Source organism: Microbacterium sp. JZ37 (assembly GCF_035188445.1).
Lineage (GTDB): Bacteria > Actinomycetota > Actinomycetes > Actinomycetales > Microbacteriaceae > Microbacterium > Microbacterium barkeri.
In genome coordinates, this window is sequence record NZ_CP045253.1 from 1,305,819 (window position 1) to 1,318,422 (window position 12,604).

Below are 12,604 nucleotides of genomic sequence, written 5' to 3' on the forward strand. Positions count from 1 at the left end.
TCCCGCATCGTGCCTGGTTAGGGTTGCCTCACACGGCCGCACCGCGGCACCGATGAACAGGGGACCGACATGAACCGATCCATTCGCACCGGCGCCGCACTCGCAGGAGTCGCGGGCGTCGTGGCGCTCGCGGGCTGCGGCGCCGTCACCGTGGGAGCCACTGCGGACGACGAGACCGCGACGACCGACGCGTCGAGCGGCCAGGCGACCGACTCCGGCACGGTGGCGTACGCCGACGGCACCTACACGGCCGAGGGCAGCTACCAGACTCCGGAGACGGTCGAGACGGTCAGCGTGACCGTGACGATCCAGGACGACGTGGTGACGGCGGTCGAGGTGACCGGCGACCCGCAGGCGGCCGAGAGCCGGCAGTACCAGTCCCAGTTCATCGGCGGCATCGCCGACGAGGTCGTGGGGGTCGCCCTCGATGACCTCGCCGTGGACCGCGTGGCCGGGTCGTCGCTCACGAGCGGCGGCTTCAACGCGGCGATCGAGCAGATCAAGCAGGACGCGGCGGTCTGACGTGTCCGCGTCGGCCGTGTGGCGCTTCGACGCCATCGGCACGAGCTGGGAGATCGAGTCGGCGCAGCCGCTCGACGCGCACGTGCGCGACGCGGTGACCGCGGAGGTCGAGGCGTTCGATGCGACCTGGTCGCGCTTCCGCCCCGACTCCCTCGTCTCCCGGCTCGCCCCCGCGGGCGGCGCTGCGCCGGCGCCGCCCGACGCCGGGGCGATGCTCGACGCGTGCGCGGAGCTCTCCGCGGCGACGGATGGCGCGGTGAACCCGCTCGTCGGCGGCTCGCTCGAGCAGCTGGGGTACGACGCGTCGTACAGCCTGCGTGCGGGGGAGCCCCTCCCGGCTCCGGCGGACTGGCGTGCGCGGCTGACGTGGGGCGACGGCGAGCTCCGCCTGCGCGGCCCTGGCGTCGTCGACGTGGGGGCGCTCGGCAAGGGGCGCCTCGTCGATCTCGTCGCCGACCGCGTTCCGGGTGAGGGGGTCGTCGACGCGAGCGGCGACCTGCGGGTCCGCGGCCGCCGTCGCGTCGCCCTCGAGCACCCCTACGACCCGCGGCGCGCGATCGGCATCGTGACCGTCGAGGACGAGGCCCTGTGCGCGTCGGCCGCCAACCGCCGCACGTGGGGCGACGGGCTCCACCACGTTCTCGATGCGCGGACGGGTCTTCCGGTGCGCACGGTCGTCGCCACGTGGGCGATCGCCCCCACGGCGATGGTCGCCGACGCCGCCGCGACCGCGCTGTTCTTCGACGGCGGGCCCGAGTACGCGCACGCGCACGGCGTGCACTGGGTGCGCGTGCTGTCGGATGGCCGCGCCGAGTGGTCCTGGGGCTCCCGCGGGGAGCGGGGAGAAGCGGAGCTGTTCACATGATCGGACGACTCACCTCGGTCTACCAGCGGGGGATGCGCGCGCTCGGGCGGTTCTCGATGTACCGGCTCGTCCTCGTCGCCCTCGCGGTGCTCGCGGCCATCGCGCTCGCCCTGTCCGTGTTCGGCCTGGTGCTGCCCTCACCGGGAGCCCTCCTGGCGACCGCCGCCGTCCTCGTCGGCGTCGGCGCGATCGTCGACGCCACCGCGCACCGCATCCTCGGGCTCGTCTGGCGGCCCGAGTCGACGCTCATCACCGCGGGCATCCTGCTCTTCGTCGTGCGCCCCGGTCTCAACGCCGCAGGCCTGGCGGGCGCGGCGATCGCCGCGGCGGCCGCGTCGCTCTCGAAGTACCTGATCGTCTGGCGCGGGCGCCACATCCTGAATCCCGCGGCGGTCGGGGCGACGGTCGCGACGCTCTCGACGCTCACGACCTCGGCGTGGTGGGTGGGCACCCCCGCGCTCTTCGCCCCGCTCCTCGTCCTCGCCGTCCTCGTGCTCTGGCGCACCGAGAAGCTCCGCGTCGTCGGCCTCTTCCTCGTCGTGGCGATGGTCGTCGGCGCTGCCCGCATGATCGTGCAGCTCCTCGCCGCCGGTCTCTCGCTTCCGCTCGAGACCCTGCTGCAGGGCCTGGTGGTGCAGTCGCCCTTCCTCTTCCTCGGCGCGTTCATGCTGTCCGAGCCGCTCACGCTCCCGCCGCGCCGACGCCAGCAGTACCTCGTCGCGGTCGTGGTCGGCGTGCTCGCCGGCTGGCCGATACCGCTGGGGATCATCACCCTCGGCCAGGAGCGCGCGCTCCTCATCGGCAACCTCATCGCCTTCGCCTTCGCGGCGCGCGGCGCCGTCCGTCTCGCCCTCGTCCGGCGCGTCGCCCTGACGCCGACGGTTCAGGAGCTGACGTTCGCCGCCCAGCGGCGCTTGGCCTTCGTGCCGGGGCAGTACCTCGAGCTCGACGTTCCGCACCGTCGGCCCGATGCGCGCGGGACGCGCCGCGAGTTCTCGATCTCCTCGGCGCCCGAGGAGCTCCCGACCATCCGCATCGCCTTCCGCGAGAGCCGCGGGGGAGCGCTCTCCAGCTACAAGCGCGCCCTCGCGGAGGCGCGCGAGGGCGACGTGCTCGCGGTGACGGGCGTGTGGGGCGACTTCGTGCTGCCGCGGTCGGCGGATGCGCCGGTGCTGATGGTCGCCGCCGGCATCGGCGTGACGCCCTTCGTGTCGCAGCTGCGGCACCTGCAGCTCTCGGGCGCGCGGCGCGATGCCGTGCTCGTGCTCGTGGCCTCCCGCGCCGACGAGCTCGCGTATCGACGCGAGCTCGAGCAGACCGGCGTCCGGACGGTCGTGTTCACCCCGGATGAGCCCGCGGGCCTGCCCGCGCACTGGGCGTGGGCAGGAGGGGAGCGGCTGACGGCGGATGGCCTGGCCGCTGCCGTCCCGGACATCGCGGCCCATCACGCGTACGTCTCCGGCCCGCCGGCCCTGATCGCCGATCTCGCGCCCGCGCTCGGCAGGGCGCGGTCGCTCACGACCGACGCCTTCGCCGGCTACTGACGCTGAGCGGCGGCGCACCCGACGAGAGGGCGCGCCGCCGCTCGGCCCGGCTCAGCGCCGGGTGATGTCATGCACGGCGCCGTGGTCGAGGCGGAGCCGACGGCGGGCGCGACGCGCGACGGCCGAGTCGTGCGTGACGAGGACGAGGGTCAGGCCATCGGCGTTCAGGCGCTCGAGCAGGTCCATGATCTCGTCGCGCGTGCGCTCGTCGAGGTTCCCGGTCGGCTCGTCGGCGAGCAGCACCCGGGGCCGCTTCGCGATCGCACGAGCGATCGCGACGCGCTGCTGCTGGCCGCCCGACAGCTCAGCGGGACGATGGTCGGCGCGCTCGGCCAGCCCGACCTGCGCGAGGGCCTCGGCGACGCGCGCGTCGCGCTCGTCCCTCGACAGGCGCAGCGGCTCGAGACCCATGGCGACGTTCTCCCGCGCCGTCAGGGTGGGGATGAGGTTGAACCCCTGGAAGACGAAGCCGATCTCGCCCGCGCGGAGCGCACTGAGCTCCCCGGCTGACGCCCGGCCGAGCTCGGATCCGGCGATCGAGATCGAGCCCTTCGTCGGCGTGTCGAGCGCTCCCAGCAGCTGGAGCAGCGTGGACTTGCCGCCGCCGGTCGGCCCCTGGATCGTGACGAAGTCGCCCTGCTCGATCGAGAGATCGACGTGGGCGAGCGCGCGGATCTCGCGCCCCTTCGCCCGGTAGGTCTTCTGGACGCCCTCGAGCGCATACAGCGTGGTCATGATGTTCTCCTCTGTTCCGTCCGCGCTCAGCCGACCGAGCGCAGCGCTTCGGCGGGGCTCAGGCGCGCGGCGCGCCATCCGCCGATCGCCCCGGCCACGAGGCCGCCGGCGACCGCGAGGGCCACGGCGGCGATGATGACGACGGCGTCGAGCGGTGCCGTCAGCGCGATGTCGCTCGCGGTCTCGGCCATCGCGCCGAACGGACCGCCCATGCCGCCTCCCGCACCGGGGCCGGCGGCCGTCGCAGCGGACGACGTCGAGATCGTCGGCCGCACGAGGTCGATGATCACGGCGCCGATCACGCCGAGCGCCACGCCGGCCGCGCCGCCGATGAGCCCCTGCACGACCGATTCGCCGGCGACCTGGCGCACGACGCGCGCGTTCGTCCATCCGATCGCCTTGAGCGTGCCGAACTCGCGCGTGCGGCGCGAGACGCCCGAGAGCGTGAACAGCACCGCGAGCAGCACGGCGACCGCGAGCACGATGACGGAGAGCCACGTGCCGAGGCTCGAGATGAGGCTCGAGGCGCTCGACAGCGACCCCGAGACCGTCGACGCGAGGTCGGACTGCGAGCTCACGGTCGCCTCGGGCAGCTCCTCCTCGAGGGCGGCCTGCACGGCGGCGATGTCGCCCGCCGACACGGCCTGCACGTAGACGGTCGAGACGACGTCGCCCGCGCCCGAGAGCTCCTGCGCGATGTCGATCGGGATGAAGACGTCGGCCGCGGTGTCGGCGGAGTCGGTCGCGGACGCCGCGATCCCGACGATCTCGAACTCCTCGCCGCCCAGCTCGACGGCGTCTCCGACCGCGAGCTCGTTCGTCGAGGCGTAGGTCGCGTCGACGACGGCGACGGCGGCACCCGCATCGGATGCCTCCAGCGCCCGCCCGTCGGACACCTCGACCGACGAGAGCGGGCCCACCGTCGTCGCGGCGTCGTCGACACCCAGGACGCTGATCGAGTCGAGGTCGAAGGCGCCGCCGCCGAAGCCCCCGCCTCCGCCGCCCGGAGGCGCCTCTCCCTCCGCGGGCGCGGCCTGCGTGGCGTCCCCGGCGTCCTCCGGCGCGCTCGGGAGCTCGCCGTCGAACGTGATGTTGGTGAGCGCGAGCGCGCCCGACACGGCGGAGACGCCCTCGGTGCCGGCCGCCGTCTCGACCGCGGACGACGCGAGTGTGCTCCGGCCCATCTCGACGGCGAGGCGCGACTGGCTCACCTGCGTGGTCCCGTCCTCGGCGGTCTCGCCGTCGTCCTCGCCGAACTCGAAGCGCTGGCCGCGGCCCTCGCCGGGCTCGGCCGCCGCCCCGCTGACCGTGAGGTCGGTGCCGACGCCGTAGACCGACTCGAGGGCCGCGTTCTGGGCGTCGCGGACGCCGGCAGACAGCGCATTCACGATGATCACGAGCGCGATCGCCACCGCGAGTCCGGAGGCGACGATCATCGTCTGCCGCTTCCGGCCCGCGAGCTCTCGTCGCAGGTACGTTCCGAACATGGATCTCCCTTCGCCGCTCCCCGCGAGCGGCCAGCTGCGACCGTAGGGAGCGCGGCGATGGAGGGGGCATGAGCGGCGTATGAACGGGCTATGCGGCGCCGCGCGCACTCACAGCCCGCGCATAGCGCGTGCCATAGCAGACCCATAGGAAGCGGAGCACAATGGGTCGCATGACAACGCCCGCTCGCACTCCGTCGCCCGCCCTCACCCGTCCCGACGGCAGCCCCGTGCGCGTCCTCGTCGTCGACGACGAGCAGATGCTCACCGACCTGCTGTCGATGGCGCTGCGCATGGAGGGCTGGGAGGTGCGCGCAGCGGGCAGCGGCTTCGAGGCGCTCCAGGCGGTGCGCGAGTTCGATCCCGACGCGCTCATCCTCGACGTCATGATGCCCGATCTCGACGGGATGGGCGTCCTCCAGCGGCTGCGCCAGAACGGCAACGACGTGCCCGTGCTCTTCCTCACGGCGAAGGACGCCGTGAGCGACCGGGTCGCGGGGCTGACGGCCGGCGGCGACGACTACGTGACGAAGCCGTTCAGCCTCGAGGAGGTCGTCGCGCGTCTGCGCGCCCTCATGCGCCGCTCCGGCACGGCTCTCGCGGCCGAGGTCGAGCCCATCCTGCGCGTCGCGGACCTCACCCTCAACGAGGACAGCCACGAGGTCGAGCGCGCGGGGACGCCGATCGAGCTCACGGCCACCGAGTTCGAGCTGCTGCGCTATCTCATGCGCAACCAGCGGCGCGTGCTCTCGAAGGCGCAGATCCTCGATCGGGTCTGGCACTACGACTTCGGCGGCAAGTCGAGCGTCGTCGAGCTCTACATCTCGTACCTCCGCAAGAAGATCGACGCCGGACGCGAGGCGCTCATCCACACGGTGCGCGGGGCCGGCTACATGATCAAGGCACCGCAGTGACCGATGCGCCGCGCGACGAGCTGGCCGCGCCGCCGCGCCGGCAGCTGACGTTCGAAGCGCGCCTCATGATCACGATCGTGTCGATCGTGTCGGTCATCCTCGTGATCATCACGACCCTCACGAGCGCGATCATGAGCAGCGTCCTCGACCAGCAGCTGAGCGAGCGCGTGGCCTCGGCCACGCAGGAGCTCGACCACCAGGTCGCCGAGGCGCTCGCGTCGGGGAAGACCGCCGCGGAGGCTCTCGTCGGCCCGCCGGTCGAGCGCGGACTCCTCCTCGTCGCCGAGACCGACGGCGGCATCACGGGCGCGGTCGTGGGCGAGGGGAGTGTCACGGCGCTCACCGCCGAGCAGGTGGACGACGTCGTCACGGCGATGACCGGCGAGGCGCACACGGAGACGGTCGCGGTGTCCGATCTCGGCACGTACCGCGTCCGCACGGCCGTGATCCGGCAGACCGGCCAGTCGCTCGTCATCGGCCTCCCCACCGCCGAGGTCCAGGGCACGATCGGCCGGCTCTGGACGACCATCCTCTTCGCGACGATCGGCGGGATGATCCTGCTCGGCATCGCGACGACCCTCGTCATCCGCGCGGGGCTGCGTCCCCTCCGCGCAGTCGCCGAGACCGCGACCCGCGTGGCCCAGCAGCCGCTCGATCAGGGATCCGTGTCGATCGACGAGCGCGTTCCGGCCGAGCAGGCCGACCCGCGCACGGAGATCGGGCAGGTCGGCGCCGCCCTCAACACGCTGCTCGACCATGTCGAGTCGTCGCTGCACGCACGGCAGCGGAACGAGGAGCTCATGCGCCGATTCGTCGCCGACGCGAGCCACGAGCTGCGCACGCCGCTCGCGTCGATCCGGGGCTACTCCGAGCTGTCGCTGCGCGATCCGTCGCTCAGCGAGACGTCGGAGCAGGCGCTCGAGCGCATCCAGGCGCAGTCGATCCGGATGACCTCGCTCGTCGAGGACCTGCTCCTCCTCGCGCGTCTCGACGAGGGGCACGAGATCGTGCTCGGCGCCGTCGACCTGACCCAGCTCGCGGTCGAGGCGCTCGCCGATCAGCAGGCGGCGGGGCCTGATCACGACTGGTCGGTCGAGGTGCCCGAGGAGCCCGTCGTCATCGCGGGCGACCGGGGTCGTCTCACCCAGGTCGTGGTGAACCTCCTCGCGAACGCCCGCACGCACACGCCGGAGGGGACGCATGTCGAGCTCGCGGTGCGCCTCGAGGGCGAGGGGAGCGGGACGCGCGCCGTGCTCACCGTGCACGACGACGGGCCGGGCATCGACGAGGAGCTCCAGGGCGAGCTGTTCACGCGGTTCGCGCGCGGCGATCGGTCGCGGGCGCGCAAGACCGGCGGGACGGGCCTCGGGCTCTCGATCGCCAAGGCGATCGTCGAGGCGCACCACGGCGAGATCTCCGTGCGCAGCGCGCCCGGAGACACGACGTTCGAGGTGCGCCTGCCCGCGAAGCCCGCCGAGGCCCCGCCGGCCTGACCGACGCCGGAGACGGAGCGAGCCGACCCCCGGGCGGGGGTCGGCTCGCTGCGCTCGCTGAGGCGTTTCGGCTCGCTGCGCTCGCTCAACGACCGGAGGCGGCTCGCGGAGACCCGTGCTGAGCGAGGGAGCGCAGCGACCGAGCCGAAGCATCGCTGAGTCTTAGTGGGTGTCCTCGGCCTCGATCTCGGTGCGGTCGCCGCTCCACTGCGTGTGGAACGTGCCCTCCTTGTCGATGCGCTTGTAGGTGTGCGCGCCGAAGAAGTCGCGCTGCCCCTGCACGAGGGCGGCGGGCAGGCGCTCGGCGCGGATGCCGTCGTAGTACGCGAGCGACGACGAGAACGCCGGCGAGGGGATGCCAGCCTGCGTCGCGGCGACGACGACCCGGCGCCACGCCGCCTGGCCGCGCGTCAGCGCCTCGGCGAAGTACGGGGCGGTCGCGAGCACCGGGAGGTCGGGCTGCTCGGCGTACGCGTCGGCGATGCGGTTGAGGAACTGGGCGCGGATGATGCAGCCGGCGCGCCAGATCTTCGACACGGCGCCGAGGTCGATCGTCCAGTTGTACTCCGCTGCGCCCGCGCGGATCTCGTCGAAGCCCTGCGAGTAGGCGATGATCTTCGACGCGAACAGGGCCTGGCGGACGTCCTCGATGAAGCCGTCGACGTCGTCGACGCGGAACTCCTCGTCGGGGCCGGGGAGCGACGCCGCCACGGCGCGCTGCTCGGGGTGCGACGACAGCGAGCGGGCGAACGTCGCCTCGGCGATGCCCGACACGGGCACGCCGAGCGCGAGAGCGGTCTGCACGGTCCAGGCGCCGGTGCCCTTCGCACCCGCCTGGTCGAGGATCACGTCGACGAGGGGCTTGCCCGTCTCGGCGTCGACCTGGCGGAGCACCTCGGCGGTGATCTCGATGAGGTACGACTCGAGCTCGCCCTTGTTCCACTCGGCGAAGACGTCGGCGATCTCGGCCGGCGTCTTGCCCGTGCCGCGGCGGATGAGGTCGTACGCCTCGGCGATGAGCTGCATGTCGGCGTACTCGATGCCGTTGTGCACCATCTTCACGAAGTGGCCGGCGCCGTCGTGTCCGACGTGAGTGACGCAGGGCTCGCCCTCGGCGACCGCCGCGATCGACTTGAGGATGGGGCCGAGCGTGACCCACGACTCGTCCGAGCCGCCGGGCATGATCGAGGGGCCCGTGAGCGCGCCCTCCTCGCCGCCCGAGATGCCCGCGCCGACGAAGTTGATGCCGGTCTCGCGGACGGCCTTCTCGCGGCGGATCGTGTCAGGGAAGTACGCGTTGCCGCCGTCGACGATGATGTCGCCGGGCTCGAACACCTCGACGAGGGAGTCGATCACGGCGTCGGTGGGACGACCGGCCTTGACCATGATGATCGCCGTGCGCGGCTTCGACAGCGAGGCCGCGAACTCCTCGTAGGAGAACGCCGGGATGAAGCCGGCTTCGGGGTGCTCGGCGACGAGCTCGTCGGTCTTCGAGCGGCTGCGGTTGTACACGGCCACCGTGTTGCCCTCGCGGCTCGCGAGGTTGCGGGCCAGGTTCGAGCCCATCACGGCGAGGCCCACGACCCCGATGTTCGCAAGGGCAGGGGTCGATGAAGCGTCAGTCACGCGCGTCTCCTTGAGGACGGGAAATGATCGTACGTAATGCAGGGTAGTGCTCCCGCGCCTCACGCGCCTCTCCGTGACGTTGTGAGTGCGCGGAGGGCGTCACTTGCGGTACGAGCTCCGGCCGAGAGCGAACATGGCGCCCGAGACGAGCACGACGAAGGTCACGGACATGCCGCCGATGACCCAGGCGATCACGTGCGAGATGGCTGCGCCGTCGATCATGGGGACTCCTTCTGCAGATGCGCGGCCCTTTCCAGGGCGCGCGCGGACGGTCGAGGACGGCGCGATGCGCCGCCTCCATCGTAGTCGCGGGCGTCGTCGGGCCCTCCTCGATAGGCTCGGCCCATGGCGGCGCGCGCGTGGGCCCCGGACATCCTGGGGGAGGGGTTCGAGCAGCTCGAGCTGCCGCTCGCTGCCGACGGCGAAGGCGACGTCGTGGCCACCCTCGTCCGGCACCTCCCGCGGCGGCGCCGGTTCCTCGAGCGCGCGCGTCCGCTCGAGGACGTCGACGTCCTCTACGTGCACGGATGGTCGGACTACTTCTTCCAGCGCCGGCTCGCGCGCTTCTGGGCCGATCGCGGCGCGCGCTTCTTCGCGCTCGATCTCCGGAAGTACGGCAGGAGCCTCCGGCCCGGTCAGACGCCCGGGTACACGACCGACCTCGACGTCTACGACGAGGACATCGCGGCGGCGCTCGCGGCGATGCAGCCCGCGGTGGGGCGGCGCCTCGTCCTGCTCGGCCATTCCACCGGAGGCCTCACGCTCAGCCTCTGGGCCGCGCGCCATCCCGACGTCGCGAGCGCGCTCATCCTCAACAGCCCGTGGCTCGAGTTCCAGCTGAGCGGCGTGCGCACCGCGATCGCCCCCGTCGTGCAGATGCAGGCGCGCTGGCGCCCCATGGACGCGGCGCCGCAGGTCGACCTGGGCTACTACTCCCGCGCCCAGCGCGAGGCGGCCGATCCCGACGACCCGGTCGAGGTGAACCCGCTGTGGCGCCCCGAGCAGACGATGACGGTCCATGCCGGATGGCTGAGCGCTGTGCTGGCCGGGCACGCGCGGGTCGCGGCCGGCCTCGGGATCGCCGCGCCGGTCTGCGTCCTGCTCTCCGCGCGCAGCGCTCCGCCCACGCGGTGGTCCGACGAGCTCACGCGCGTCGACTCGGTCCTCGTCGTCGACGACATCGCGCGCGCGTCGCTCCGGCTCGGCCGCAGCGTCACCGTGGAGCGCATCGAGGGGGCGCTCCACGACGTGTTCCTCTCGCGGCGCGACGCGCGCGAGGAGGCGTACGCGCGCATGGACCGCTGGGTGAGCGGGTTCGTCGCGGGCTGAGGCTGGGAATCCGCGGTTCTCCCGACCGCCGGCGTCGGGTAGCATGGACGACGACCTCGGCGAGGGGTGCCTCCGCGCGTGCGCGAGACGGGCATCCGTGATCGACGCGGTGATGCGGGCCCATGCCCTCCTCACGCGCAGCGTTCGAGCCGAGGACTTCCGACAGAACTTCATGCGGCTCCGCTCGGCCGCGTGTCCCACGAGGAGCAGACACATGGCTGACCAGAACAAGCTCGCGGCAGAGGTCCGCACCGAGTTCGGCAAGGGCTTCGCCCGCCGCCTCCGCGCCGCCGGCAAGATCCCCGCCGTCATCTACGGCCACGGCACCGAGCCCGTGCACGTCGCGCTGCCCGGTCACGAGACGGCGCTCATCGTCCGTCACGCGAACGCGCTGCTCGAGCTCGACGTCGAGGGCCGCGCCGAGCTCGCGCTCGTCAAGGACGTGCAGCGCGACCCGGTGCGCCAGGTCATCGAGCACATCGACCTCCTCGTCGTGAAGAAGGGCGAGAAGGTCGCCGTCGAGGTGCCCGTCACCACCGTCGGCGAGTCGTTCTCCGGCACGATCGTGAACCTCGAGACGGCGACCCTCAAGCTCGAGGTCGAGGCGACGCACATCCCCGAGCACGTCGAGGTCTCGGTCGAGGGCCTCGAGGACGGCACGGTCATCACGGCCGGCGACATCGCGCTCCCGCAGGGCGCTGTCCTCGCGGACGAGCCGGAGCTCCAGATCCTCTCGATCCTCACGCCGCGCGCGACGGTCGAGGACGATGCTGCCGCCGAGGGCGAAGAGGCACCCGCCGCGGAGTGACGCGGATCTTCCACGCGAGGGGGTGCGACCTGGTCGCACCCCCTCGCGTCGTCTCCAGGAGGGAATGAGGATGGCCGAGACATGGCTGGTCATCGGGCTCGGCAATCCCGGCCCGCGGTATGAGCAGACGCGGCACAACGTCGGCCAGATGGTCGTCGACGAGCTCGCCGCGCGCCGCAGCGCGACGTTCCGGCAGCACAAGGCCAACGCGCGTGTGGCGGAGACGTGGCTGCGACCGGGCGCGGCGAAGCTCGTGCTCGCCAAGCCGAACACCTTCATGAACGTCTCGGGCGGCCCCGCGGCGGGCCTCGCCCGGTTCTACGGGCTCGCGGCCGATCGCGTCGTGGTCGTGCACGACGAGCTGGACATCCCGTTCGACACCATCAAGCTCAAGTCCGGTGGCGGGCACGGCGGGCACAACGGCGTCCGCGATGTCGCGAAGGCGCTCGGCACCCCGGACTTCGCCCGCGTGCGGGTCGGCATCGGGCGTCCACCCGGCCGTCAGGACCCCGCGGACTGGGTGCTCGACCCGTTCGGCGCGACCGAGCGCAAGACGCTCCCGATCCTCGTGTCCGACGCGGCCGACGCCGTCGAGCGGCTCGCGGAGGACGGCCTCGTGGCCGCGCAGCAGCGCTTCCACGCCCCGCGGGCCTGATCGGCGGGGCGCGAGGTCAGAATCCGGCCTGGTCCAGGCCGGCGGCGAGCCCGATCGAGAAGCCGATCGCGGCGGACGTGGCGACGATCACGGGCGCGACCGCGGCGATGACGACGGCGGCGATCCCCGCGCCCCTGCCGCGTCGTCGTGCGATCGCGACGATGCCCTGGATCAGCGCCCACACGCCGAGCGCCGTGGCGACCCACGCGGTGATCTCGCCGGTGAGGACGGCGTCGCGCACCGGCGTGAGCAGCGACCAGTCGAACTCGGTCGCCGCCGCGAAGTCCGTGCGCCCGGCCTGCACCCCGACGAGGAAGCAGCAGACGCCGATCACGAGCGTTCCGCCGACGAGGGCCACGAGCGCGAGGAGGAGCGCGACGCGGCCGAGGGCGGCGGATGGCGCGGGCGCGGGCGCCTCGACCATGGCGGCGAAGCGCGGATCCCCCGGCTGCTGGTACGGCGCGGTCGGCGGATAGAGATAGGCGCCCGAGGGCTGCTGGCCGGGCGTGACGCCGCCGGGGGAGATCGGCGAGTGGTCGCCGGGAGCGGGCGGGTACGGCGGCTGCGGGTCGGCGCTCATGCGCCCATCCTAGGAAGGCGGGGCGCGGATGTCCGTCGTGCCCGTGTCG

13 protein-coding genes are annotated in these 12,604 nt (G+C 72.8%); 8 read left to right on the forward strand and 5 right to left on the reverse strand.

The window, feature by feature from the left end:
* Positions 1-69 precede the first annotated feature (69 nt).
* Genes GC092_RS05750 through GC092_RS05760 form a run of 3 tightly spaced genes read left to right on the forward strand, consistent with a single transcriptional unit; the run spans position 70 to position 2,931 of the window.
* Positions 70-522, forward strand: coding sequence for a hypothetical protein (locus GC092_RS05750; RefSeq protein WP_324014391.1), 453 nt, complete (start codon positions 70-72; stop codon positions 520-522).
* Between the two features lies 1 nt (position 523).
* A complete protein-coding gene (locus tag GC092_RS05755) occupies positions 524-1,387 on the forward strand; it encodes an FAD:protein FMN transferase (protein WP_324014392.1) in 864 nt (287 codons plus the stop codon).
* Complete coding sequence (locus tag GC092_RS05760; protein ID WP_324014393.1) at positions 1,384-2,931, forward strand: FAD-dependent oxidoreductase; 1,548 nt, start codon at positions 1,384-1,386, stop codon at positions 2,929-2,931. The genes GC092_RS05755 and GC092_RS05760 overlap by 4 nt, the downstream gene beginning before the upstream one ends.
* A 51-nt stretch (positions 2,932-2,982) precedes the next feature.
* Here GC092_RS05760 and GC092_RS05765 read toward each other — a convergent pair whose 3' ends face one another.
* On the reverse strand, positions 2,983-3,666 hold the full coding sequence (locus tag GC092_RS05765) for an ABC transporter ATP-binding protein (RefSeq protein ID WP_324014394.1): 684 nt from the start codon (positions 3,664-3,666) through the stop codon (positions 2,983-2,985).
* A gap of 26 nt (positions 3,667-3,692) precedes the next feature.
* Positions 3,693-5,153: an ABC transporter permease gene (locus GC092_RS05770; protein WP_324014395.1), complete on the reverse strand. Its 1,461-nt coding sequence runs from the start codon at positions 5,151-5,153 to the stop codon at positions 3,693-3,695.
* Positions 5,154-5,323: 170 nt separating this feature from the next.
* Between GC092_RS05770 and GC092_RS05775 the strand changes: the two genes are divergently transcribed.
* Together GC092_RS05775 and GC092_RS05780 are read left to right on the forward strand one after the other, a co-directional pair.
* A complete protein-coding gene (locus GC092_RS05775; RefSeq protein WP_271173807.1) occupies positions 5,324-6,064 on the forward strand; it encodes a response regulator transcription factor in 741 nt (246 codons plus the stop codon).
* The gene (locus tag GC092_RS05780; RefSeq protein ID WP_309299973.1) at positions 6,061-7,557 is read left to right on the forward strand and encodes a sensor histidine kinase; all 1,497 of its coding nucleotides are present in this window, start codon (positions 6,061-6,063) and stop codon (positions 7,555-7,557) included. Before GC092_RS05775 ends, GC092_RS05780 begins: the two co-directional genes overlap by 4 nt.
* Before the next feature lie 162 nt (positions 7,558-7,719).
* Here GC092_RS05780 and gndA read toward each other — a convergent pair whose 3' ends face one another.
* Positions 7,720-9,183: an NADP-dependent phosphogluconate dehydrogenase gene (gene gndA, locus GC092_RS05785; protein ID WP_271173806.1), complete on the reverse strand. Its 1,464-nt coding sequence runs from the start codon at positions 9,181-9,183 to the stop codon at positions 7,720-7,722.
* 99 nt (positions 9,184-9,282) lie between these two features.
* Positions 9,283-9,405, reverse strand: coding sequence for a hypothetical protein (locus tag GC092_RS05790; protein WP_282979618.1), 123 nt, complete (start codon positions 9,403-9,405; stop codon positions 9,283-9,285).
* 123 nt (positions 9,406-9,528) lie between these two features.
* On the opposite strand from GC092_RS05790, the gene GC092_RS05795 reads away from it, so the two are divergent.
* From GC092_RS05795 to pth, 3 genes are all read left to right on the forward strand, one after another.
* On the forward strand, positions 9,529-10,512 hold the full coding sequence (locus tag GC092_RS05795; RefSeq protein ID WP_324014396.1) for an alpha/beta hydrolase: 984 nt from the start codon (positions 9,529-9,531) through the stop codon (positions 10,510-10,512).
* Positions 10,513-10,726: 214 nt separating this feature from the next.
* The gene (locus GC092_RS05800) at positions 10,727-11,320 is read left to right on the forward strand and encodes a 50S ribosomal protein L25/general stress protein Ctc (protein ID WP_324014397.1); all 594 of its coding nucleotides are present in this window, start codon (positions 10,727-10,729) and stop codon (positions 11,318-11,320) included.
* Positions 11,321-11,390: 70 nt separating this feature from the next.
* Positions 11,391-11,975, forward strand: a complete 585-nt coding sequence (gene pth, locus GC092_RS05805; protein WP_271173802.1) for an aminoacyl-tRNA hydrolase — start codon at positions 11,391-11,393, stop codon at positions 11,973-11,975.
* A 16-nt stretch (positions 11,976-11,991) separates the two neighbouring features.
* Here the strand turns inward: pth and GC092_RS05810 are convergent, their stop codons facing one another.
* Complete coding sequence (locus GC092_RS05810) at positions 11,992-12,555, reverse strand: hypothetical protein (RefSeq protein ID WP_324014398.1); 564 nt, start codon at positions 12,553-12,555, stop codon at positions 11,992-11,994.
* Positions 12,556-12,604 lie beyond the last annotated feature (49 nt).

Bases quoted from the DNA above. Each gene is read 5' to 3' on its own strand.
- GC092_RS05770 (WP_324014395.1), bottom strand. From the start codon at position 5,153: ATGTTCGGAACGTACCTGCGACGAGAGCTCGCGGGCCGGAAGCGGCAG.
- GC092_RS05795 (WP_324014396.1), top strand. From the start codon at position 9,529: ATGGCGGCGCGCGCGTGGGCCCCGGACATCCTGGGGGAGGGGTTCGAG.
- pth (WP_271173802.1), top strand. From the start codon at position 11,391: ATGGCCGAGACATGGCTGGTCATCGGGCTCGGCAATCCCGGCCCGCGG.
- GC092_RS05810 (WP_324014398.1), bottom strand. From the start codon at position 12,555: ATGAGCGCCGACCCGCAGCCGCCGTACCCGCCCGCTCCCGGCGACCAC.
- GC092_RS05790 (WP_282979618.1), bottom strand. From the start codon at position 9,405: ATGATCGACGGCGCAGCCATCTCGCACGTGATCGCCTGGGTCATCGGC.
- GC092_RS05800 (WP_324014397.1), top strand. From the start codon at position 10,727: ATGGCTGACCAGAACAAGCTCGCGGCAGAGGTCCGCACCGAGTTCGGC.
- GC092_RS05760 (WP_324014393.1), top strand. From the start codon at position 1,384: ATGATCGGACGACTCACCTCGGTCTACCAGCGGGGGATGCGCGCGCTC.
- GC092_RS05750 (WP_324014391.1), top strand. From the start codon at position 70: ATGAACCGATCCATTCGCACCGGCGCCGCACTCGCAGGAGTCGCGGGC.
- GC092_RS05775 (WP_271173807.1), top strand. From the start codon at position 5,324: ATGACAACGCCCGCTCGCACTCCGTCGCCCGCCCTCACCCGTCCCGAC.
- GC092_RS05765 (WP_324014394.1), bottom strand. From the start codon at position 3,666: ATGACCACGCTGTATGCGCTCGAGGGCGTCCAGAAGACCTACCGGGCG.